This window comes from Pseudomonas sp. 05N36 (assembly GCF_056397385.1).
The window spans coordinates 137,917-159,364 of sequence record NZ_JBFTNH010000016.1; the positions used below are offsets into that span (position 1 = coordinate 137,917).

General features: G+C 58.6%; 19 protein-coding genes and 2 tRNA genes. 14 read left to right on the forward strand and 7 right to left on the reverse strand.

All coding sequences use genetic code 11. The annotated features are described in order from the left end of the window. Positions 1-208: 208 nt before the first annotated feature. Positions 209-1,270 carry a DNA polymerase IV gene (dinB, locus tag AC1DIH_RS20045; protein ID WP_477773004.1) on the reverse strand — a complete coding sequence of 354 codons (1,062 nt, stop codon included), beginning with the start codon at positions 1,268-1,270 and terminating at the stop codon, positions 209-211. A gap of 299 nt (positions 1,271-1,569) precedes the next feature. On the opposite strand from dinB, the gene AC1DIH_RS20050 reads away from it, so the two are divergent. The 6 genes from AC1DIH_RS20050 to AC1DIH_RS20075 all read left to right on the forward strand — a co-directional run bounded on the left by AC1DIH_RS20050 (position 1,570) and on the right by AC1DIH_RS20075 (position 8,345). Beyond that, positions 1,570-1,646 (forward strand) — tRNA-Met (locus AC1DIH_RS20050). Positions 1,647-1,860: 214 nt separating this feature from the next. Further along, a tRNA-Met gene (locus AC1DIH_RS20055) sits at positions 1,861-1,937 on the forward strand. Positions 1,938-2,215: 278 nt separating this feature from the next. Then, positions 2,216-4,858: a bifunctional lysylphosphatidylglycerol flippase/synthetase MprF gene (gene mprF, locus AC1DIH_RS20060; RefSeq protein ID WP_477773005.1), complete on the forward strand. Its 2,643-nt coding sequence runs from the start codon at positions 2,216-2,218 to the stop codon at positions 4,856-4,858. Then, the gene (locus tag AC1DIH_RS20065) at positions 4,858-6,153 is read left to right on the forward strand and encodes a virulence factor family protein (protein ID WP_477773006.1); all 1,296 of its coding nucleotides are present in this window, start codon (positions 4,858-4,860) and stop codon (positions 6,151-6,153) included. The genes mprF and AC1DIH_RS20065 overlap by 1 nt, the downstream gene beginning before the upstream one ends. A 589-nt stretch (positions 6,154-6,742) precedes the next feature. Then, complete coding sequence (locus AC1DIH_RS20070) at positions 6,743-7,069, forward strand: DUF3077 domain-containing protein (protein ID WP_477773007.1); 327 nt, start codon at positions 6,743-6,745, stop codon at positions 7,067-7,069. 319 nt (positions 7,070-7,388) lie between these two features. After that, the gene (locus tag AC1DIH_RS20075) at positions 7,389-8,345 is read left to right on the forward strand and encodes an antitoxin Xre/MbcA/ParS toxin-binding domain-containing protein (protein ID WP_477773008.1); all 957 of its coding nucleotides are present in this window, start codon (positions 7,389-7,391) and stop codon (positions 8,343-8,345) included. A 249-nt stretch (positions 8,346-8,594) separates the two neighbouring features. Here the strand turns inward: AC1DIH_RS20075 and AC1DIH_RS20080 are convergent, their stop codons facing one another. Then, the gene (locus AC1DIH_RS20080) at positions 8,595-10,436 is read right to left on the reverse strand and encodes a potassium transporter Kup (RefSeq protein WP_477773054.1); all 1,842 of its coding nucleotides are present in this window, start codon (positions 10,434-10,436) and stop codon (positions 8,595-8,597) included. Between the two features lie 385 nt (positions 10,437-10,821). On the opposite strand from AC1DIH_RS20080, the gene rimO reads away from it, so the two are divergent. The 5 genes from rimO to tsaA all read left to right on the forward strand — a co-directional run bounded on the left by rimO (position 10,822) and on the right by tsaA (position 14,884). Then, a complete protein-coding gene (gene rimO / locus AC1DIH_RS20085; protein ID WP_145017377.1) occupies positions 10,822-12,156 on the forward strand; it encodes a 30S ribosomal protein S12 methylthiotransferase RimO in 1,335 nt (444 codons plus the stop codon). Between the two features lie 115 nt (positions 12,157-12,271). Continuing rightward, on the forward strand, positions 12,272-12,751 hold the full coding sequence (locus tag AC1DIH_RS20090) for a GNAT family N-acetyltransferase (protein WP_477773009.1): 480 nt from the start codon (positions 12,272-12,274) through the stop codon (positions 12,749-12,751). Positions 12,752-12,937: 186 nt separating this feature from the next. Further along, positions 12,938-13,648 carry an rRNA pseudouridine synthase gene (locus AC1DIH_RS20095; protein ID WP_477773010.1) on the forward strand — a complete coding sequence of 237 codons (711 nt, stop codon included), beginning with the start codon at positions 12,938-12,940 and terminating at the stop codon, positions 13,646-13,648. A 67-nt stretch (positions 13,649-13,715) separates the two neighbouring features. Further along, on the forward strand, positions 13,716-14,183 hold the full coding sequence (locus AC1DIH_RS20100; RefSeq protein ID WP_019692130.1) for a YehS family protein: 468 nt from the start codon (positions 13,716-13,718) through the stop codon (positions 14,181-14,183). 2 nt (positions 14,184-14,185) lie between these two features. After that, positions 14,186-14,884 (forward strand): tRNA (N6-threonylcarbamoyladenosine(37)-N6)-methyltransferase TrmO, encoded by a 699-nt coding sequence (gene tsaA / locus AC1DIH_RS20105; RefSeq protein ID WP_477773011.1) that lies wholly within the window; start codon positions 14,186-14,188, stop codon positions 14,882-14,884. 175 nt (positions 14,885-15,059) lie between these two features. Here the strand turns inward: tsaA and fpr are convergent, their stop codons facing one another. Next, on the reverse strand, positions 15,060-15,839 hold the full coding sequence (gene fpr, locus AC1DIH_RS20110) for a ferredoxin-NADP reductase (RefSeq protein WP_003189055.1): 780 nt from the start codon (positions 15,837-15,839) through the stop codon (positions 15,060-15,062). A gap of 136 nt (positions 15,840-15,975) precedes the next feature. On the opposite strand from fpr, the gene AC1DIH_RS20115 reads away from it, so the two are divergent. Beyond that, positions 15,976-16,902, forward strand: coding sequence for a LysR family transcriptional regulator (locus tag AC1DIH_RS20115; protein WP_024264819.1), 927 nt, complete (start codon positions 15,976-15,978; stop codon positions 16,900-16,902). On the opposite strand, the gene AC1DIH_RS20120 is transcribed toward AC1DIH_RS20115, so the two are convergent. The 3 genes from AC1DIH_RS20120 to AC1DIH_RS20130 all read right to left on the reverse strand — a co-directional run bounded on the left by AC1DIH_RS20120 (position 16,899) and on the right by AC1DIH_RS20130 (position 18,972). Further along, positions 16,899-17,261, reverse strand: a complete 363-nt coding sequence (locus AC1DIH_RS20120; protein WP_054595972.1) for a diacylglycerol kinase — start codon at positions 17,259-17,261, stop codon at positions 16,899-16,901. The two genes, AC1DIH_RS20115 and AC1DIH_RS20120, sit on opposite strands and share 4 nt — an antisense overlap. Positions 17,262-17,336: 75 nt before the next feature. After that, a complete protein-coding gene (gene erdR, locus AC1DIH_RS20125; RefSeq protein ID WP_477773012.1) occupies positions 17,337-17,987 on the reverse strand; it encodes a response regulator transcription factor ErdR in 651 nt (216 codons plus the stop codon). 226 nt (positions 17,988-18,213) lie between these two features. Further along, a complete protein-coding gene (locus tag AC1DIH_RS20130) occupies positions 18,214-18,972 on the reverse strand; it encodes a tRNA-uridine aminocarboxypropyltransferase (protein ID WP_477773013.1) in 759 nt (252 codons plus the stop codon). 190 nt (positions 18,973-19,162) lie between these two features. Here AC1DIH_RS20130 and AC1DIH_RS20135 point away from each other — a divergent pair, with 190 nt between their 5' ends. Then, positions 19,163-19,588, forward strand: a complete 426-nt coding sequence (locus tag AC1DIH_RS20135) for a PA3611 family quorum-sensing-regulated virulence factor (protein WP_019692124.1) — start codon at positions 19,163-19,165, stop codon at positions 19,586-19,588. 8 nt (positions 19,589-19,596) lie between these two features. Here the strand turns inward: AC1DIH_RS20135 and AC1DIH_RS20140 are convergent, their stop codons facing one another. Then, positions 19,597-19,791, reverse strand: coding sequence for a hypothetical protein (locus AC1DIH_RS20140; RefSeq protein ID WP_427533558.1), 195 nt, complete (start codon positions 19,789-19,791; stop codon positions 19,597-19,599). Between the two features lie 504 nt (positions 19,792-20,295). On the opposite strand from AC1DIH_RS20140, the gene AC1DIH_RS20145 reads away from it, so the two are divergent. Then, positions 20,296-21,417, forward strand: a complete 1,122-nt coding sequence (locus AC1DIH_RS20145; protein ID WP_477773014.1) for an LOG family protein — start codon at positions 20,296-20,298, stop codon at positions 21,415-21,417. Positions 21,418-21,448: the final 31 nt, after the last annotated feature.

Here is a 21,448-nt window from a genome sequence, read left to right on the forward strand (position 1 = left end):
CGAGCCTGCGAGGCTGCGTTCGAGGACGAAGTCCTCGCAAATTCTACATGCGCGGTTTACCTGAAAAAACGCGTTGTCGGACTTTACGACCGCTACGCCCGAGCGCGGACCGAGCGCGGACCGAGCCGAACGCAGCCTCGCAGGCTCGGCAGCTGCTACGGGTGTAGGAACAGATAGATGCGTAGATGCTTATGCCCGCGATGTGACCCTACCGATCAAACAGATCCAACTGCTCGAACCCGCCACGCAGATCCTGCAAGCGCACGCCAATCCCCAATAAACGCACGGGTTTTCCACCCCGATTGAACGCCTGAGTCAGCAACAACTGATAGCTGCCCAAGTCACGCCCTGCCCCGGCCTGCTCCAGCGTCGTCTGGGTAAAGTCATGGAACTTCACTTTGACGAACGGCTTGCCCGGTCGGTAGCTGCTATCGATCCGCGCCATACGCCCGTTCAGGGTTTCCAGCAGGTCCGGTAGCTTATCCAGGCAACTGACCAGATCCGGCAGGTCCACATCGTAGGTATTTTCGACACTCACCGACTGCCGACGGCTGTCGTTCTGCACCTGCCGATCATCGATCCCACGCGCCAGACTCCACAGGCGCTCGCCAAAGCTGCCAAATTCGCGCACCAGCGCCAACTTGTTCCAGTCACGCAACTGCAGGCAATCGGCAATACCGAGCTTCGCCAGCTTGTCGGCAGTGACTTTGCCGACGCCATGCAGCTTGCTCACCGGCAACTGCGAGACAAAGTCCTCGACCTGATCCGGCGTGATCACAAACAATCCGTTGGGCTTTTTCCAGTCACTGGCGATCTTCGCGAGAAACTTGTTCGGCGCTACTCCCGCCGAGACGGTGATATGCAGCTGATTGGAAACCCGGCGCCGAATGTCCTGGGCAATTCGCGTGGCACTGCCAGCAAAATGGGTACTTTCCGACACGTCGAGATACGCCTCATCCAGCGACAGCGGCTCGATCAGGTCGGTGTAATCACGAAAAATCGCCTGAATCTCTTTTGACGCCTCTCTATAGGCATCCATTCGCGGCTTGACGATGACCAGGTCCGGGCACAGCTTCAAGGCGTGCCGTGAGGACATGGCCGAGCGTACCCCGTAAGCCCGCGCCTCATAGTTGCACGTCGCGATAACCCCGCGATGATCCGCCGAGCCACCCACCGCCAGCGGCTTGCTCGCCAGAGTCGGGTCGTCACGCATCTCGATGGCGGCATAGAAGCAGTCACAATCGACGTGGATGATTTTGCGCTGCGTCATATAAGGCGGTGTTCAATGAAGGAAAAGGGACTGGGGCGAACCGGATCGCCAGTATCTCACTGACAACTGTATATAGCACCAGTGCTTTGATTCTTCTCTACTAGTGGTAGGAAACGCCTTCACTGGATTTATTTTCTCAATCGACCCTAACCTGCCAATAGAGCTGAAAGCCTTATACAGCAAGCCCTCAAGCCCTATTCGACCTCCCGACTGATACGCTAAGCGATTGAACAGGAACAGATTTTTCTGAATTAGCAATTGACAGCCCGGCGATCCTCTGTAGAATGCCGACACACAGACGCGGGATGGAGCAGTCTGGTAGCTCGTCGGGCTCATAACCCGAAGGTCGTCGGTTCAAATCCGGCTCCCGCAACCAAACATCAAAAAAGGCTACTCGAAAGAGTGGCCTTTTTTGTGCGCGCCTGTTTTTCATCCCCCCTCTCGTCGCCAGAGCCAGGAAAAAACCCTTTGCGCTTCTTATACTTAACCTGAGCGCAGCAATCGCTTGRAGCTAATTAACGTTAATTTGACCCAGCGGACTATTAACGGTTGACACTCAGGCGATCGCCTGTAGAATGCCGCCACACAGACGCGGGATGGAGCAGTCTGGTAGCTCGTCGGGCTCATAACCCGAAGGTCGTCGGTTCAAATCCGGCTCCCGCAACCAAACATCAAAAAAGGCTGCTCGAAAGAGCGGCCTTTTTTGTATCTGTAGAAAAGTCCTTTCGCAACAATGATCTGGCAATGTATGACGAACCTTTGGCGCTCTTCGGAGTCCACCAGATCAGGCTATGCTGAGTCGCAGGCAAGCCTCTCTACGATTGAATGTGCGTAATCCCCGATGCTCGGTGATACGCGTTAATATTTGTGATTATTTTTTTCTACAGGGATTGGTAACTTGGCTGGATACCCCCATCCTGTCGCGCACAATCCAAGAGGTGATTGATGCGCGCCAACTCGTCTGATTTACAAGACACCGTCACAGCGACACAACCAATCACGGCCACCCGTCTGCACTGGCTGGATCTGGTCAGCAAGTACCGTCAGCCCATTGGCCTGGCGGTCACGTTGCTATTGTTCGCTATCGCGTTGATCGCCTGTCGCCATCTATTAAGCGAGCTCGATCTCTACGCCCTGCACGACTCGATTCTGGAAGTGCCGAAGCCGGCCCTGCTCGGCGCATTGGCTGCAACCATTGCCGGCTTCATCATCTTGCTCGGCTATGAATGGTCGGCCACGCGTTACGCTGGCGTGAACTTGCCGCCGCGCACGATGATTCTGGGTGGTTTCACCGCATTCGCCATCGGTAACGCCATTGGCCTTTCGTTGCTGTCCGGCGGCTCGGTGCGTTACCGCCTGTATGCACGTCACGGGCTCGGGGCGGCGGAAGTCGCCCACATGACGTTGTTTGCCAGCCTGTCATTGGGCTGCGCCCTGCCGCCGCTCGCGGCCCTGGCGACACTCAGCAACCTGCCTGCCGCTTCCACCGCGCTGCACTTGTCACAGCCGTTGCTGGGCGCCATTGCGATTGCCGTGCTGCTGCTGTGCTCGGTATTGGCCATCGGCCTGTACCGCCGCCGCCTGCCAGAACAACCGTATACGGACAACCTGCTGGTTCGCATCGGACGACGCACACTACGCTTGCCGGGTCGTCGCCTGACCTTCCTGCAATTGGTGATTACCGCACTGGACGTGGCAGCCGCCGCGACCGTGCTGTATCTGCTGCTGCCGGAAGCGCCACCGTTCGGCGCCTTCCTGCTGGTCTATCTGCTGGCCCTGGCCGCTGGCGTGCTCAGCCACGTACCAGGCGGCGTCGGAGTATTCGAAGCGATTCTGCTGGCGGCCTTCGCCGACAAACTTGGCGCTGCGCCACTGGCCGCCGCCCTGCTGCTGTATCGCCTGATCTATGTGGTTCTGCCGCTTTTGGTCGCTTGCGTCCTGCTGCTGATCAATGAAGCACAACGCCTGTTCAACACCCGTCAATCGCTGCGCGCCGCCTCGGGCATGGCCGCACCGGTACTGGCGATCCTGGTGTTCCTGTCTGGCGTGGTGTTGCTGTTCTCCGGTGCGACACCGGAAATCGACACCCGTCTGGAACACATCGGGTTCCTGATCCCCCATCGCCTGGTCGATGCCTCGCACTTCGGTGCCAGCCTGATCGGTGTGCTCTGCCTGTTGCTGGCTCAAGGTCTGCGCCGCCGTCTCTCGGCCGCCTGGATGCTGACCACCATCTTGCTGATGATCGGTGCCGTGCTCTCGCTGCTCAAAGGGTTCGACTGGGAAGAAGCCTGCCTGATGATTCTGACCGCCAGCCTGCTGGCGATCTTCCGTCGCTCTTTCTACCGCCCAAGCCGCTTGACCGAAGTGCCGTTCTCGCCGCTGTACCTGGTGGCCAGCCTGTGCGTGCTGGGCGCCTCGATCTGGCTCCTGCTGTTCGCCTATCAGGATGTGCCGTACAGCCATCAATTGTGGTGGCAGTTCACCCTGGATTCCGATGCCCCGCGCGGCCTGCGCTCGCTGCTCGGCGCGGCCGTGTTGCTGGTGGTGGTGTCCCTGACCTGGCTGCTGCGCACCGCGCGCCCGGTGATTCATCAGCCCGACGCCGCCGAACTGGATAAGGCGCTGAAGATCCTGATGGCCTCGTCGCAACCGGACGGCGGCCTCGCCCTGACCGGTGACAAGGCGCTACTGTTTCACCCTAACGACGAAGCGTTCTTGATGTATGCGCGTCGTGGCCGCAGTCTGGTAGCCTTGTACGACCCGATCGGCCCGACCCAGCAACGCGCGGAAATGATCTGGCAGTTCCGTGACCTCTGCGACCTTCATCACGCCCGCCCGGTGTTCTATCAGGTACGCGCCGAAAACCTGCCGTACTACATGGACATCGGCCTGACCGCGATCAAGCTGGGCGAAGAAGCGCGGGTTGACCTGCATCGCTTTGATCTCGAGGCCAAGGGCAAAGAGATGAAGGACCTGCGTTACACCTGGAACCGTGGCACCCGCGATGGCCTGTCGCTGGAAATCTACGAACCGGGTCATGCGCCAATGGAAGAGCTCAAGGTTATTTCCGATGCCTGGCTGACCGGCAAGAACGTTCGCGAAAAAGGCTTCTCCCTCGGCCGTTTCAGCGACGATTACCTCAAGCACTTCCGGATTGCGATCATTCACTTTGAAGGTCGCCCGGTGGCATTCGCCAACCTGCTCGAGACGTATAGCCACGACCTGGCCAGCCTCGACCTGATGCGTGCCCACCCGGACGCGCCCAAGCTGACCATGGAGTTCATGATGGTCGGCCTGATTCAACATTATAAAAATCACGGATATGCACGTTTCAGTCTGGGCATGGTGCCGCTGTCGGGTCTGCAACCCCGTCGTGGCGCGCCACTGACCCAACGCCTCGGCTCGATGGTGTTTCGCCGTGGCGAGCAGCTCTATAACTTCCAGGGGCTGCGCCGCTTCAAGGACAAATTCCAGCCTGACTGGGAACCTCGTTACATGGCCGTGCCCGCCGGACTCGATCCGCTGGTGGCACTGGCCGATACCGCCGCCCTGATTGCGGGCGGCTTGACTGGATTGGTGAAACGCTGATGATTCAACGCTCCTGGCGGTATGTATTGGCCACTCTGGTGGTGCTGGCTGTGATCCTCGGTGGCGGTTACTGGTACTGGAACCGCCCGGCACCAGAGCCCACTCTCGAACTGCTGACGCCCGTTGATGGCCCGGCAATGACCCGTGTCATTCCCGGCACCACGCCGCGCGCCCAAGTGGTTGTCGCGGTGAACGAAGACCAGAAGCTCAGCGACAAGCAACTGATGACCCTAAGCCGTGGCGGTGCCGCGCAAATCGTTCAGGTGGTCCTGCCCACGGACTGCACCCAACAAGGCAATGCCCTGCAGGCAGCCTTCCAGCAGCTCAAGGGCCCTGCGACCCTGGTCAGCGGTATCGGCCCTGGCGCCATCCTGGCCTGGCGCTGGCTGGCCGAGCAGAAAGATGACAAGTCCCAGGCCGTTTCGGTAGACCTGGCACTGGAAAAACCCGGCTGCACCCACTCGCTGCCAAAAAGCGCAGCTCACGGTCACTGGCTGGTTGCATGGAACGATAACCCGGACGACACCAGCGCCGGCTTCGTGCGCGATCAACCCAATGCCGAAACCAGCATCAGCGACTACGACATCAACCTGCCGCAAGTCCTCAACAACGAACTGCGCAAGCTCCTCGTCGGTGCTGACAAGGGCAATGGCGGCCTGAACATCCCGGTGGTCGAAGTGCCTGCCGGCCAGGCCAAGGACACCGTCACCCTGTTCCTTTCCGGTGACGGCGGCTGGCGCGACCTGGACCGTGACGTGGCCGGTGAAATGGCGAAGATCGGCTACCCAGTGGTCGGCATCGACACCCTGCGCTACTACTGGCAGCACAAGAGCCCTGAGCAAAGCGCCATCGACCTTACCGAACTGATGCAGCACTACCGCCAGAAGTGGGGCACCAAACGCTTCATCCTGACGGGCTACTCGTTCGGTGCCGACGTCTTGCCGGCGATCTACAACCGCATGCCGGAAAGCGAACAGCAACGGGTCGACGCAATCATCCTGCTGGCCTTTGCCCGTACTGGCAGCTTCGAAATCCAGGTCGAAGGCTGGCTCGGCAATGCTGGCAAAGAGGCCGACACCGGCCCGGAAATGGCCAAGCTGCCCGCCGACAAGGTGCTGTGCATCTACGGCGCAGAAGAAATCGCCGAGAGTGGCTGCACCGACAAGACCGCTGTGGGTGAAGCCTTGAAGCTGCCGGGCGGCCACCACTTCGACGAGAACTACCCGGCCCTGGCCAAACGCCTGGTCAATGCGATCGAGAAGCGTCAGAACAAGGACAAGGTCGCAGAACAGTGACCTGAGCCGAGTTCAACAAAAAGCCCCCGTTGCCGCAAGGTAATGGGGGCTTTTTTCATGTCGCGCACCGCTCGACAGGACGGCACAGTTCACCTGTGGGAGCGAGCCTGCTCGCGATAGCATCACCTCGGATTGCCTGACACATCGAGGCGCCTGCATCGCGAGCAGGCTCGCTCCCACATGGGATATCCATTACCTTGGGGTTATGCATTCGCCCAAAGAAGCCGCGTTTACTTTCGTTTACTTAAGGTGTCGAAATATCGGATGACGCTCGCAGACCTTGTAGGCAAACTCCGAATCTTGCGCTTGGGCACTTTGATGCCTTGTTGCGCTTTTCTTCGACGGGATACTCTCCGGACGTCGCTGACCATTCAGTGATCGGGCTTGGAAACCCGTCGAACCGTAGCGCAACAGCACCCCATCATGACTGCAGAGGTTTTTACGACTGCAATCGTGTGTTATGGCGGCTGTGCGTGGGACGCCTTCGGGCGTGCCGGTTCCTAGGTTCCCGGTTTTCCAACCTGCGTACAGCCGTCACCCATTCGCTTGGAAACGAATGTGGCGGCTCCTTGAACCCAGGAGTAACACCATGACTAAAACAGATTCGTCCGCGACTTCAGAACTAAAAACCATCGGCTTCACGCCACTGATCTACTGCTCGGACCAGGCCTTATTCAACGTCCGTGCCGGCGTCCCCATCGTTGATGCATTGTCACAGGCCTCCGATCTGCTGTTCCTCGCCAGATCCTTTGCTCAGGATGCCGCCTTCGCAAAAGACACCGACCGCCACGCCTGGGCCGCGCATTATCTGACGGCAATGAGCAAGGCCGTGATTGATGATGTGGTAAAGGTCCTTACCCCGCGACCTGCCCGGACAAAGACCAAATCCGAAGACCCGCGGCCTGAAAGCAACTGAAGGGGGAGCGTGCAGAATTCGGAAAAAATCGTACGCTAAGGTTTTCTGACCTACCGTAGCTGTAGCGGTTTGCAATCGAAAACTGCCATGCTCGCAATCAATGGGCTTGGGGAGCAACGGAACAGAAAGTGCACTCAAGCTTGCTAATGCTAAATGACCTTGCATCCCCTTGTGTTCCCTTGTGTTCCCTTGCATTACGACCTTCATTACGCGATACTTTGCTCAACAACTAACCCTCATGACCGGCGTGGCTTGACCATCTGGTTGGAGGGGGAAAAAGCCGGCGCTAGCCGGTTTTTTCGTTTCTGGAGTACGATAAATGCAGGGAACGCCTGAGCTAGAGCCTCTGCGCACTCGCATCTACATCGACGGATACAACTTCTACTACGGCTGCTTACGTGGCACTCCCCACAAGTGGCTGGATCTGCTGCCCCTCTTTGAAAAACACATCCTGCCATCCGCGCTAGTCAAGGATGGCGATGGCCATATCCGGCAATCGACCCTGCTTACCTCCCCCTCGATCAAGTTCTTCACCGCAAAGATCATCGAGTCCGTTGCCCGAGCTCCCGACTCTGTATCGTCTCAGGCGCGCTATCACACCGCGTTGCGCAAGCTGCATGACGGTCGAATCGAGCTGATCGAAGGCTACTACGCTGTCAACAAAATGAAGGTGAAAATCGTCGACGCCGAGCATCCCGACAGGGCTCCCCGCGAATGCCAGGAAATCCAAGCCTGGAAGGTCGAGGAGAAACAAAGCGACGTGAACCTAGCCCTGCAGGCATACCACGACGCAATCACAGGGCAGATTGATCATGCGATCATCGTCACTAACGACACGGACATTGCGCCGGCACTGGAGATGATGAGAGCTCACACCAATGTGTTGATCGGCGTGGTTGTACCGACCACCGACCACACACGACCGCCAAACACCGACTTGGTGAAGCTGTCTCACTGGACTCGCCGGCATATCAACTCCAACGAGCTCGCAGCCTGCCAATTGCCCCGAGTCATCCAGGGCAAGCGTCCGACAACCAAACCTGAGTCCTGGTATGGGCAACCGGAACTGCTGCAGGAGATCCTGGAACGGGCGATCCCGGTACGAGGCAGCAAGGCGGCAGTGTTCAAATGGATGGAGCAGCCCAATCCTTATCTGGACGGCAAGCGACCGATTGAGCTCGCTGAGACTGTCGAGGGTGCGAATCGCGTACTGGAGTACGTTCGGAAATGGATTGCGCAATATGCACCTGCACCGGATGAGCAGAACGGAAGCTGATTACGACCGCTGTGCATGCGCGTCCAGTTGAAGTACGCCCCTGCCGGACGTCAGGCGGGCCACCGGCGCCGCATCAGAGTAGGGCCGCCTTCTGCATTTCCTGACGCCTCGGCGTCAACCTCTATGGCCTCAACCTGACAGGCCGCACGCTTGGCGTACGATTTTGTCCGTTTCCTCTATCGTTCCCTAAAGGCACAGAAACGAAAAAGCCCCCGTTACCAAACTGGCAACGGGGGCTTTTTGTGAGGCTTACATTTCTACCTGTGTACCCAGCTCAATCACCCGGTTCACCGGCAACTTGAAGAACCGCAGGTTGCCGTTGGCGTTTTTCAGCATGAAGGCGAACAACACTTCGCGCCAGCGGGCCATACCGACGAGCTTGGAGGTGATGACCGTTTCCCGACTGAGGAAGTACGTCGTACGCATCGGGCTGAAGTCCAGCTCATCGAGATGGCACAGCTTCAGCGCTTGCGGTACATCCGGTTCATCCGTAAAGCCGAAGTGCAGGATCACCCGGTAGAAGCCCTCACCGTAGGAGTCGACCTCAAACCGTCGCTGTGTCGGCACCCGCGGGATGTCCTCGTAAACCACCGTCAGCAACACCACCTGCTCATGCAGCACCTGGTTGTGCAGCAAGTTGTGCAACAACGCATGGGGCACCGCATCCGGCCGCGCGGTCAGGAACACCGCCGTACCCTGGACCCGGTGAGGTGGCTGCACGCGAATACTGCTGATGAAAATTGGTAATGGCAGACCGCCCTCATCCAGCCGATCCACCAGCAGCTCTTTACCGCGCTTCCAGGTGGTCATGAGGATAAACAGCACAATCCCCGCCAATACCGGGAAGGCACCGCCCTGCACGATTTTAGGCACGTTGGCAGCGAAGTACAGCCCGTCCACCAGCAGGAAACCGACCAGGATCGGCACTGTCAGGACAGGTGACCATTTCCACAACAACAGCATGACCGACGCCACCAGAATACTGGTGATCAACATGGTCCCGGTGACCGCTACACCGTAAGCCGAGGCCAGGGCGTTGGACGACCCGAAGCCCAGCACCAGCAAGATAACGCCGACCATCAGCGTCCAGTTCACCGCACCGATGTAGATCTGGCCTTGCTCGGCACTTGAGGTGTGCTGAATGTACATGCGCGGGATGTAACCGAGCTGAATCGCCTGACGGGTCAGGGAGAACGCACCGGAAATCACCGCCTGGGAAGCGATCACCGTTGCCAGCGTCGACAACACGACCAATGGAATCAACGCCCAGCCCGGTGCCAGCAGATAGAACGGGTTACGCGCGGCGTCCGGGTTCTCCAGCAGCAACGCGCCCTGGCCAAAGTAGTTGAGCACCAGCGCCGGCAGCACCAACGCGAACCAGGCACGGGCAATCGGTTTGCGGCCGAAGTGGCCCATGTCCGCATACAACGCTTCAGCGCCGGTCAACGACAACACCACCGCGCCAAGAATCGCGATACCTATGCCAGGATGAACCTCGAAAAAGCGTACACCCCAGACCGGATTCAGCGCTTGCAGCACTTCCGGATAACGGGAAATGCCAAGCGCTCCCATGACACCCAGCACCACGAACCACAACACCATCACCGGACCGAACAACTTGCCGATGCGGTCAGTGCCGTGTTTCTGGATCAGGAACAACCCCACCAGCACGATCAGCGACAACGGCACGACCCAGCGTTCGAGGCCCTCGAATGCCAGCTCCAGACCTTCCACCGCCGACAATACGGAAATCGCCGGGGTGATCATGCTGTCGCCATAGAACAACGCAGCGCCGATCAGACCGAGGATCACCAGCACCGATTGCAGCCGTGGATACGATGCCGAGGCTCGCCGCGCCAACGCGGTCAGGGCCATGATCCCGCCTTCGCCCTGGTTGTCGGCGCGCAGAATGAACAACACGTACTTGATCGAGACGACCCAGATCAGCGACCAGAAAATCAGCGCCAGAATCCCGAATACTCCGTCATGGTTGGCTTGCACCCCATAGCCACCGGTAAACACCTCTTTGAGGGTATAGAGCGGGCTGGTACCGATATCGCCATAAACCACCCCGACCGCCGCCACCAACATTCCCAAGGGCTTTGCTGCCCCGGAATGCGCTGAGCCTACTGCCTGACTACTTGCCTGACCCATCAACCACTCCTGCCACCAAGACCGGGGCTTCATGTAAAAAGCACGACACGAACAAGCGCCTGAGCTTTGCCAATCTGCGCAGACTGCCGTGCAGCATGCGCTGTTTTACTTATTGATACAGGCGATTTATTGACTGAAAAAATACGCCTGGGTGTAACGGCGCGAAGCATAGCGCAGCACTCGTCGTATTTCCCTCCATAAAGCTGGTCAAGTACGCTGACCACCGCTAGAATTGCGCACTTTTTGATCAGAGGCGCGTCAAGCGCCCGTCTGTCGCCTTGCCGTTGTCGGCTGGAGGCGTCACAAAACACCGAGGTTAGACATGTCCACCACAACGCCGGCCAACCCTAAAGTTGGTTTCGTATCCCTGGGTTGCCCGAAAGCACTGGTCGACTCCGAGCGCATCCTCACCCAACTGCGCATGGAAGGCTATGATGTCGTGTCCACCTATCAGGACGCCGATGTCGTGGTGGTCAACACCTGCGGCTTCATCGACTCGGCCAAGGCCGAATCCCTTGAAGTGATCGGCGAAGCCATCAAGGAAAACGGCAAGGTCATCGTCACCGGCTGCATGGGCGTCGAAGAAGGCAACATCCGCAACGTACACCCAAGTGTGCTGGCCGTCACCGGTCCGCAGCAGTACGAGCAAGTGGTCAACGCCGTGCACGACGTCGTGCCACCGCGCCAGGATCACAACCCGCTGATCGACCTGGTACCGCCGCAAGGCATCAAGCTGACGCCGCGCCACTACGCCTACCTGAAGATTTCCGAAGGCTGCAACCACAGCTGCAGCTTCTGCATCATCCCGTCGATGCGCGGCAAACTGGTCAGCCGTCCGGTGGGCGATGTGCTCGACGAAGCCCAGCGCCTGGTCAAATCCGGCGTCAAAGAGCTGCTGGTGATTTCCCAGGACACCAGCGCCTACGGCGTTGACGTCAAGTACCGCACCGGTTTCTGGAACGGCGCGCCGGTGAAAACCCGCATGACCGAACTCTGCGAAGCGCTCAGCACCCTCGGCGTCTGGGTTCGCCTGCACTACGTTTACCCGTACCCGCACGTCGACGAGCTGATCCCGCTGATGGCCGCCGGGAAAATCCTGCCGTACCTGGACATCCCGTTCCAGCACGCCAGCCCGAAAGTGCTCAAGGCGATGAAACGTCCGGCGTTCGAAGACAAGACCCTGGCGCGCATCAAGAACTGGCGCGAGATCTGTCCAGACCTGATCATCCGTTCGACCTTCATCGTCGGCTTCCCCGGCGAAACCGAAGAAGACTTCCAGTACCTGCTGAACTGGCTGACCGAAGCCCAGCTCGACCGTGTCGGCTGCTTCCAGTACTCGCCGGTTGAAGGCGCTCCGGCCAACGATCTGGATCTGGAGATCGTTCCGGATGAGGTCAAGCAAGACCGCTGGGATCGCTTCATGGCGCACCAGCAGGCCATCAGCTCGGCGCGCCTGCAAATGCGCATCGGCCGTGAAATCGAAGTGCTGGTCGATGAAGTCGACGAGCAAGGCGCGGTCGGCCGTTGCTTCTTCGATGCCCCGGAAATCGACGGCAACGTCTTCATCGACAACGGCAGCAACCTCAAGCCGGGCGACAAGGTCTGGTGCAAAGTGACCGACGCCGACGAATACGACCTGTGGGCTGAACAGATCTAAACGCAAAAAATATGAAAAGCCCCGCTCTCTTCACGAGATGCGGGGTTTTTTTACGTCTATCGTATTGTTCAGCAAGAGGATTCAACCTCACTCACGGCACAAGGGGCAGGCGGGTATGCGCCATCATTCGGTCATCCACACACCGAAACACAGCGACTATGAAGAACTGACCCGGGTCTGGGAGGCGTCGGTCCGCGCCACACATGATTTTCTACCGGACAGTTACATCGAGCTGCTGAAGAACCTGGTGCTTACCCGCTATCTGGATGCCGTCATGCTGATCTGCACCCGCGACCGGCACCAGCACATCACCGGGTTTGCCGGCGTTGCGGCAGGCAAGATCGAAATGCTCTTTATCGCCCCCGAACACCGTGGCGAGGGCCTGGGCAAACAACTGCTGAACTACGCCATGGAACACCTCAACGCCGATCAACTGGACGTCAACGAACAAAACCCGCAAGCCTTGGGGTTCTATTTCAAACAGGGTTTCGAAGTCATCGGACGCTCTGAGGTCGATGGCATGGGCCAGCCATATCCGCTGCTGCACATGCGCCTGCGCCTGCGCCAAGGGCAACAACTCACACGCAATGGCTGACACAAAACAACTGTGGGAGCGGGCTTGCTCGCGAGGGGGCCATCAGTCTCAACATCAATGTTGACTGATAAACCGCTTTCGCGAGCAAGCCCGCTCCCACATAAAAGCCACATGGCGCAAATGGACCCGCGATTAACCGGCGCGAGGCAGGTACAATGCCTCCCCCCTTTTGTAACGGCCCCTGACATGACTGACCCGATTCGTCTCTCCAAACGCCTCATCGAGCTCGTCGGCTGCTCCCGTCGGGAGGCTGAGCTGTTCATTGAGGGCGGCTGGGTCACCGTGGACGGCGAAGTCATCGATGAGCCGCAGTTCAAGGTCGACACCCAGAAAGTCGAACTCGACCCCGAAGCCAAGGCCACTGCGCCGGAGCCCGTGACCATCCTGCTGCACGCGCCAGCGGGCATGGATGCCGAGACCGCCCTGCAACTGATCGGCCCCGAGACCCTGAGCGAAGAACACCGCTTCAGCAAACGTCCGCTCAAGGGCCACTTCCTGCGCCTGACCGCCAGCGCCGACCTGCAGGCCAACGCCAGCGGGCTGCTGGTGTTCACCCAGGACTGGAAGATCCTGCGCAAACTCACCGCCGATGCCAGCAAGATCGAGCAAGAGTATGTGGTCGAGGTCGAAGGTGACATGGTCGCTCACGGGCTCAACCGCCTGACCCACGGCCTGTCGTACAAAGGCAAGGAACTGCCAGCGGTCAAAGCCAGTTGGCAGAACGAAAATCGCCTGCGCTTCGCGATGAAAAACCCGCAACCGGGGATCATCGCCCAGCTCTGCCAGGCTGTCGGCCTCAAGGTCGTCGCCATCCGCCGCATCCGTATCGGCGGTGTTTCCATCGGCAAAGTGCCGGTGGGCCAATGGCGCTATCTGTCTGCCAAAGAGAAATTCTAAGGCGGCCACACATTTCGGCGTTGCTGTTAACGGCAACGCCCACAGCTGAATGATCAGGACTGCACACATGATTCATAACGACGTACTGCGCAGCGTGCGCTACATGCTCGACATCAGTGACAAAAAAGTCATCGAGATCATCAAGCTCGGCGGCATGGATGTCACCCTGCCCGACCTGGTGACCTACCTCGACAAGAAAGAAGAAGACGAAGAAGGCTTCGTACGCTGCCCGGACGAGGTCATGGCGCACTTCCTCGATGGCCTGGTGTTCTTCAAGCGTGGCAAGGACGAAAGCCGTCCGCCACAGCCGATCGAGCTGCCAGTCACCAACAACATCATCCTGAAGAAGCTGCGCGTGGCCTTCGAACTGAAAGAAGACGACATGCACGCCATCCTCAAGGCCGCCGAATTCCCGGTCTCCAAGCCTGAGCTGAGCGCACTGTTTCGCAAGTTCGGCCACACCAACTATCGCCCTTGCGGCGACCAGTTGCTGCGCAACTTCCTCAAGGGCCTGACCCTGCGCGTTCGCGGCTGATCATGAGCTACAGCGTTTCCCCGATCGGCTTCGTGCGCTCCTGCTTCAAGGAGAAGTTCGCGATTCCGCGTCAGCCGCAGCTGGCCCCGGCCGCACGCGGCATTCTGGAATTGGTGGCGCCGTTCGATCAGGGCGATGCGGTGCAAGGCCTGGAGCAGGTCAGCCATGTCTGGCTGCTGTTCCTGTTTCATCAGGCACTGGAAGACAAGCCGCGACTCAAAGTCCGCCCACCGCGTTTGGGCGGCAACAAGTCCATGGGTGTGTTCGCCACGCGCGCGACCCATCGACCCAATGGCATTGGTCAATCGGTGGTCAAGCTGGACAAGGTTGAAGCCAATCGCCTGTGGATCTCCGGCATCGACCTGCTGGACGGTACGCCGATTCTCGACATCAAACCCTACGTGCCCTACGCCGATATCATCCCGGGTGCGTCCAACGAGATCGCCAGCGCCGCGCCGCAGCTGATTCCGGTGCAGTGGGCGGATACCGCCTTGCAACAGGCGCATACGCACGCTCAGCGCCTTGAAGAGCCCTTGGTCGAGCTGATCGAGCAATGCCTGGCGCAAGACCCACGCCCGGCCTACCAGACGCCTGCACCCGAACGCGAATACGGCGCCCAGTTCTGGGACCTGGACGTACGCTGGCATTACCCGCAAGCCGGGCTGATCCGCGTCCTCGAAGTCATCCCCGCGAAAACCTGAACCCCCGAAACGCAAAAGCCCGCGCTGCCTTCTTCAGGCAACGCGGGCTTTTGCTTTATGTGGGAGCAGCCGGGCGGCGTTCCGTCTGCTCGCGATAGCGGTTTGACATTCAGCACCTGTATTGGCTGTCAGTCCGTCATCGCGAGCAGGCTCGCTCCCACATTTTCATTGCTGCTTACTTCTCGACGAACGCACGCTCGATCAGGTAGTCACCCGGTTCACGCATACGCGGCGAAACTTTCAGGCCGAAGCTGTTCAGCACTTCGCTGGTTTCGTCGAGCATGCTCGGGCTGCCGCAGAGCATGGCGCGGTCGTCTTCAGGATTGATCGGCGGCAGGCCGATGTCGCTGAACAGCTTGCCGCTGCGCATCAGGTCGGTCAGACGACCTTCGTTTTCAAACGGCTCGCGGGTCACGGTCGGGTAGTAGATCAACTTGTCACGCAGGGCCTCGCCGAAGAACTCGTTCTGCGGCAGGTGCTCGGTGATGAACTCGCGGTAAGCGACTTCGTTGACGTAGCGTACGCCGTGGCACAGGATCACTTTTTCGAAACGCTCGTAGGTTTCCGGATCCTGGATGACGCTCATGAACGGCGCCAGACCGGTGCCGGTGCTGAGCAGGTACAGATGCTTGCCAGGCTTCAAATCGTCCAGCACCAGGGTGCCGGTCGGTTTTTTGCTGATGATGATCTCGTCGCCTTCCTTCAGATGTTGCAACTGGGAAGTCAGCGGACCATCGGGAACCTTGATGCTGAAGAACTCGAGATGCTCTTCCCAGTTCGGGCTGGCAATCGAGTAAGCGCGCATAAGCGGGCGGCCGTTGGGCTGTTGCAGGCCGATCATCACGAACTGGCCGTTCTCGAAGCGCAGGCCCGGATCGCGGGTGCACTTGAAGCTGAACAGAGTGTCGTTCCAGTGGTGAACACTGAGGACACGCTCGTGGTTCATGTTGCTCATGTACGTGGGACTCCTGGAGATTTTGTCTGCGCATGCTCTGCGCCAAGAGAGCGCTGCGCAATTGCATCGCATTCTAATGGCAGCGACAATATCTGTTAACTGGATTATTAAGATAAGGGTTATCGGTTATATAGATATGCGATTTACTCTACGTCAACTTCAAGTCTTCGTCGCCGTCGCTCAGCAAGAGAGTGTGTCTCGTGCTGCCGGCCTGCTCAACCTTTCGCAGTCGGCGGCCAGCACCTCGATCACCGAACTCGAGCGTCAGTCCAGCTGCCAATTGTTCGACCGCGCCGGCAAGCGGCTGAGCCTCAACGCCATGGGCAAACAATTGTTGCCGCAGGCGGTGGCCTTGCTCGACCAGGCCAAGGAAATCGAAGACCTGCTCAACGGCAAGTCCGGTTTCGGCTCACTGGCGGTCGGCGCCACGCTCACCATCGGCAACTACCTGGCGACGTTGCTGATTGGCAGCTTCATGCAGCGTCATCCGGAAAGCCAGGTGAAGCTGCACGTGCAGAACACTGCCAACATCGTGCAACAAGTCGCCCACTATGAAATTGATCTGGGTCTAATCGAAGGCGACTGCAGCCACCCGGACATCGAGGTACAAAGCTGGGTCGAGGATGAGCTGGTGGTGTTTTGCGCCCCGCAACATCCGCTGGCCGCCCGTGGCCAGGCCAGCATGGAGGAGCTGACGCACGAGGCGTGGATCCTTCGCGAGCAGGGCTCCGGCACGCGCCTGACCTTTGACCAGGCCATGCGTCATCACCGAAGCGCCTTGAATATCCGGCTTGAGCTGGAACACACCGAAGCGATCAAGCGCGCGGTGGAGTCTGGCTTGGGGATTGGCTGTATTTCGCGGTTGGCGCTACGCGATGCATTCCGCCGCGGCAGCCTGGTGGCGGTTGAAACACCGGACCTGGATCTGGCGCGGCAGTTTTATTTCATCTGGCACAAACAGAAATATCAGACGTCGGCCATGCGCGAGTTTCTCGACCTGTGCCGCGCTTTCACCGCCGGGGTTCAGCGCAGCGACGAGATCGTTCTGCCGACGATTGCTTAAAGCAGAATGACCGCCCACACCATCACGATCATGCTCAGGGCCATCAACTGAGCAGCGCTGCCCATGTCCTTGGCATTTTTCGACAACGGGTGCCGATCGAGGGAAATCCGGTCGATGGCCGCTTCCACGGCCGAATTGAGCAACTCGACGATCAGCGCCAGCATGCAGACGGCAATCAGCAAGGCACGCTCGACGTGGCTGACGTTCAGCACAAACGCCAGCGGAATCAGGATGACATTGAGCAGCACCAGTTGACGGAAAGCGGCTTCGCCGGTGAAGGCTGCACGCAGGCCGTCGAGAGAATAACCACCTGCATTGAGAATGCGCTTGAGACCGGTTTGACCTTTGAAAGGCGACATAAAGTAGGCAACTGAACCAGATGAAGTAGAAAAGCTAGATCAACAGAAGTTAAAAAAGCGTGAATGAAAGCGCCGTTAGTGGCTCGAAATAGACTCAAGTTGTTGCAACAACAACGCCGCCTGAGTCCGGGTACGCACACCCAGCTTGCGGAAGATTGCCGTCACGTGCGCCTTGATCGTCGCCTCCGACACACTCAACTCGTAGGCAATCTGCTTGTTCAGCAGACCTTCGCAGACCATGGTCAATACACGGAACTGCTGTGGCGTCAGACTGGCCAAGCCTTCGCTGGCAGCCTTGGCCTCGTCCGAAACGCTGACCGCTTCAAATGCCTGCGGCGGCCAGAAGACATCGCCATCCAGCACAGAGCGCACGGCTTGCTGAATCACTTCCAGTGAACTGGATTTGGGAATGAAACCGCTGGCCCCGAACTCACGGGAACGCACCATGATTGTGGCTTCTTCCTGAGCCGACACCATCACCACCGGGATCTGCGGGTATTGACCGCGCAACAGCACCAGCCCGGAGAACCCGTATGCGCCCGGCATGTTCAGATCCAGCAGCACCAGATCCCAGTCAGCCTTTTCGGTCAGACGGGCTTCCAGCTCGGCAATGCTCGCCACTTCCACCAGACGAACCTCGGGACCAAGGCCCAGGGTCACGGCCTGGCGCAGCGCGCTGCGAAAGAGAGGATGGTCATCGGCAATCAGGATTTCGTATGTGGCCATTTTTCAAATGATCCTGTTTTTTATGGCAGACCCGATGCATTCAGGCCTCGCCAAGGCAACTCGAGGTACCACCAGACAGCAGCACCAACAGGGCACGTTCAACGCCAAGACCCCATAAAACCGGCGTTTCAATCTTCGGCCGCGCCCTAATCGGCGCCAAGGATGCCCAGCGAAGCCTGGGTGGTCAAGCCGCAAACCCGCGGTTACCTGTCAGTATGGGCGACTCTCAGGACATGACCGGCGCGGTGTGTTCAACGAAAGGCAGCAATTCTGTATGGGCCGGGGTCGAGACATTCATTTCCAGCTGATGCTTGGCATCGAGGTAATGCTGGCTGAACACATCGAAATAGGCATCCAGTGCCGATGCAGCGTCTACATCCCCCGCCAGATCCAGGCACAACGCGGCCACTTCCGCGGTGCACAGGTGTTCGCTGCGGGTAGACCTTCGCAGGCGGTACCGCGAGAGTTTTTCGGGGAGCAGGCTCAGAATCGGAAACCCGTCGAAATAAGGGCTTTTCCGAAAAATCTTCCTCGCCTCGGTCCAGGTTGCATCCAGCAGGATGAACAGCGGGCGCTTCTCGCTGGCAGCCTCGACGGTATGAGTCACGCGTTCGGGAGCAACGTATTCGCCGGGAAAGACCAGATAAGGCTGCCATTGCGGGTCGGACAAAAGCTTGATCAATTGCGGGTCGATCTCGGTACGCGACCAGATAAAGGCAAAGTTATCCCTGACCACGTCTGCGATCAGCCAGCCGGTATTGCTCGGTTTGAACACTTCCTTCCTGGTCATGATCAGGCAAACACCGGCCCGAGATTCGACCTGGGGACGCCAGTTACACAGGCAGTGGCTCTCGATCACCCGGCACGTATGGCAACGGGGTGCCCGTGAACCGCGGGCCAGGAAAGGCTTGGTACTCTCCTCTTCTCGCTCATCGCGCAGACGGGCTACGGCGTTCGTGGCAAAACGTGGGGCTGCATCGCTCATCGCAGGCAGCATCCGCAGGGAAGGGATATCGACACAAAAAACACTCGGCAAGGCAGGAAGTCGCGGCAGTTTACCAGAGCCGCTCGCCCAAACCTGTACCGCCTACCCCCCGCTCGCCTATAATCCGCCGCCACTGAACGCACCGCCATGTGGCTGGTCGAAGCACCAGTCACTGAACCAGGAGAGTTTCATGCTGCGCCTTATCGTCCCCACCGCTGCCCTTCTGCTGGCCCTGCCCTTCAGCGCTCAAGCAGCCTCCCTGAATGACTTGAATCTGGGCAAGATGCTGGAAAAGGTTGCTGCGGAAAGTAACGTCGGCCTACCTCGGGAAATCAATGAGAACCTTCTCGACCAAGGTTATACGGTCGATGGCAAACAGCTGATCGACCACATCAGCGTGCAATCCGCTTATGCCGACGAAATGCGCGCCAACCCGAAAGTGGTTTATCTGCAACTGGGCGCCAGCGTTTGCCGTAACGTGAACTACCGCAAGCTGATGGCCAAGGGCGCGATCATGCGTTACGACTTTTCGGAAAACAAAACCAACCGCCCTGTAGGCTCGGCCAGCTACCAGGAATCGGATTGCCCTGCGCAAACGGCGCAAAAGAAAAAGTAATCGCTTGATCAGTGCGAACCTGCGCGTCGTTGCTCATCATCGGCGCGCAGCTCTGCCACCAGCGCCTGCAAATAAGGCGAGCGCCACTCTTTGTCCTCCAAGCGCCGACGACATTCCTCTTCAAGGCTCACGTGATTACGCGCGGCCGCCGACTGCAGCAATCGATACAGTTGCGCATCGACCTCCAGAATTACCAGGCTCATAGCCTGCCTCCTTGCACTTGATCGCCAATCATTGCGCGATGATCCCCTACCGCTCCTGAAGCCTTGCGCCTTGCCCTGGACGCAATGCTGTCGTGTTGTGTCTGTAACTGAGTAAATCAGAGCCTTGGCCGTCCGACAGAGGTTCTGACGAGCGGTGACACTCGGTTGCGAACTCGCAATAAGTGATTGCCAGCGAAGACTTTCGAGGACCATGATCAAGTCAGCGCAACTCACCACAAGCGTCTAGATTCAATGTATTGGTGTTTAATGTCCGGGGCAGAAAAGGGGCTGCCCATTCAGAGTCCTGTCGTGCGAACGTTTCTTTCATCCAAGGGATAAGCAGAACCCGTCTGGATGACTCGACCACCACTTCAACGCTTCATGGTCAGGTCGAGTCGGGTGTAGTGCCCAGCCCTCTTGCGGGCTGAGAGCGACACAAGCGGTGTCGCGGCTCAGGCGAATTTCTCGTTCGAGCCGAGGGTTCTGTGTAGAAGGAGAAGTTGAATGCCTTACCAACCGAATGAGCTTCTGGTGCGCCATTTTCAAAGCATCGGCGTCGATCTCACCAGCAAGATCGAAGAGCAACTCAACCTGGTTTCACCCAATAGCCCGAATATTTCGATTTATCGCGACATGATGTTGACGGTCTTGCGCATGGCGCAAGAAGACCACAATCGCTGGAACGCCAAGATCACCCAACAAACCCTGCGCGAACTCGAGCATGCCTTCCGTGTGCTGGAGCAGTTCAAGGGGCGGCGTAAAGTGACCGTTTTCGGCTCGGCACGTACGCCGGTTGAACATCCGCTGTACGCCCTGGCCCGGGAACTGGGCGCAAAACTCGCCCAATCCAACCTGATGGTCATCACCGGTGCCGGCGGCGGCATCATGGCCGCCGCCCATGAAGGTGCAGGTCGGGATAACAGCCTAGGATTCAATATCACCCTGCCCTTCGAGCAGCATGCGAATCCGACCGTAGGCGGCACTKCCAACCTGCTACCGTTTCACTTTTTCTTTACCCGCAAACTGTTCTTCGTCAAAGAGGCCGACGCGCTGGTGCTCTGCCCGGGCGGCTTCGGCACGCTGGACGAAGCCCTGGAAGTGCTGACCCTGATCCAGACCGGCAAAAGCCCGCTGGTTCCCGTGGTGTTGCTGGATGCTCCTGGCGGCACGTTCTGGGAAAGTGCGCTGAACTTCATCCGCAATCAACTGGAGGCCAACCATTACATCCTGTCGAACGACCTGAAGCTGATTCGTCTGGTGTACACCGTCGATGACGCTGTGGCGGAAATCAATCAGTTCTACAGCAACTTCCACTCCAGCCGCTGGCTGAAACATCAGTTCGTGATCCGCATGAATCACAAACTCAACGACCAGGCGCTCGAGCATATACAGGAGGCCTTTGCCGACCTGTGCCTGAGCGATCACTTTCATCAACATACTTACGGTGGCGAGGAGCACGACGAGGCTCAGTTCAGTCATCTGGTGCGACTGTCCTTCACCTTCAACGCCCGTGATCACGGACGCCTGCGTGAACTGGTCGACTACATCAACCTGCCGGAAAACTGGGCCACGGCTCAGCCGCCCCAGACGCCACAGCGCAAACGGGAACAGATCAAGGTTATTTGAGCAAAAAAAAAAGCCCGACTATTTCAATAGT

Bases quoted from the DNA above. Each gene is read 5' to 3' on its own strand.
- dinB (WP_477773004.1), bottom strand. From the start codon at position 1,270: ATGACGCAGCGCAAAATCATCCACGTCGATTGTGACTGCTTCTATGCC.
- mprF (WP_477773005.1), top strand. From the start codon at position 2,216: ATGCGCGCCAACTCGTCTGATTTACAAGACACCGTCACAGCGACACAA.
- AC1DIH_RS20065 (WP_477773006.1), top strand. From the start codon at position 4,858: ATGATTCAACGCTCCTGGCGGTATGTATTGGCCACTCTGGTGGTGCTG.
- AC1DIH_RS20070 (WP_477773007.1), top strand. From the start codon at position 6,743: ATGACTAAAACAGATTCGTCCGCGACTTCAGAACTAAAAACCATCGGC.
- AC1DIH_RS20075 (WP_477773008.1), top strand. From the start codon at position 7,389: ATGCAGGGAACGCCTGAGCTAGAGCCTCTGCGCACTCGCATCTACATC.
- AC1DIH_RS20080 (WP_477773054.1), bottom strand. From the start codon at position 10,436: ATGTTGGTGGCGGCGGTCGGGGTGGTTTATGGCGATATCGGTACCAGC.
- rimO (WP_145017377.1), top strand. From the start codon at position 10,822: ATGTCCACCACAACGCCGGCCAACCCTAAAGTTGGTTTCGTATCCCTG.
- AC1DIH_RS20090 (WP_477773009.1), top strand. From the start codon at position 12,272: ATGCGCCATCATTCGGTCATCCACACACCGAAACACAGCGACTATGAA.
- AC1DIH_RS20095 (WP_477773010.1), top strand. From the start codon at position 12,938: ATGACTGACCCGATTCGTCTCTCCAAACGCCTCATCGAGCTCGTCGGC.
- AC1DIH_RS20100 (WP_019692130.1), top strand. From the start codon at position 13,716: ATGATTCATAACGACGTACTGCGCAGCGTGCGCTACATGCTCGACATC.
- tsaA (WP_477773011.1), top strand. From the start codon at position 14,186: ATGAGCTACAGCGTTTCCCCGATCGGCTTCGTGCGCTCCTGCTTCAAG.
- fpr (WP_003189055.1), bottom strand. From the start codon at position 15,839: ATGAGCAACATGAACCACGAGCGTGTCCTCAGTGTTCACCACTGGAAC.
- AC1DIH_RS20115 (WP_024264819.1), top strand. From the start codon at position 15,976: ATGCGATTTACTCTACGTCAACTTCAAGTCTTCGTCGCCGTCGCTCAG.
- AC1DIH_RS20120 (WP_054595972.1), bottom strand. From the start codon at position 17,261: ATGTCGCCTTTCAAAGGTCAAACCGGTCTCAAGCGCATTCTCAATGCA.
- erdR (WP_477773012.1), bottom strand. From the start codon at position 17,987: ATGGCCACATACGAAATCCTGATTGCCGATGACCATCCTCTCTTTCGC.
- AC1DIH_RS20130 (WP_477773013.1), bottom strand. From the start codon at position 18,972: ATGAGCGATGCAGCCCCACGTTTTGCCACGAACGCCGTAGCCCGTCTG.
- AC1DIH_RS20135 (WP_019692124.1), top strand. From the start codon at position 19,163: ATGCTGCGCCTTATCGTCCCCACCGCTGCCCTTCTGCTGGCCCTGCCC.
- AC1DIH_RS20140 (WP_427533558.1), bottom strand. From the start codon at position 19,791: ATGAGCCTGGTAATTCTGGAGGTCGATGCGCAACTGTATCGATTGCTG.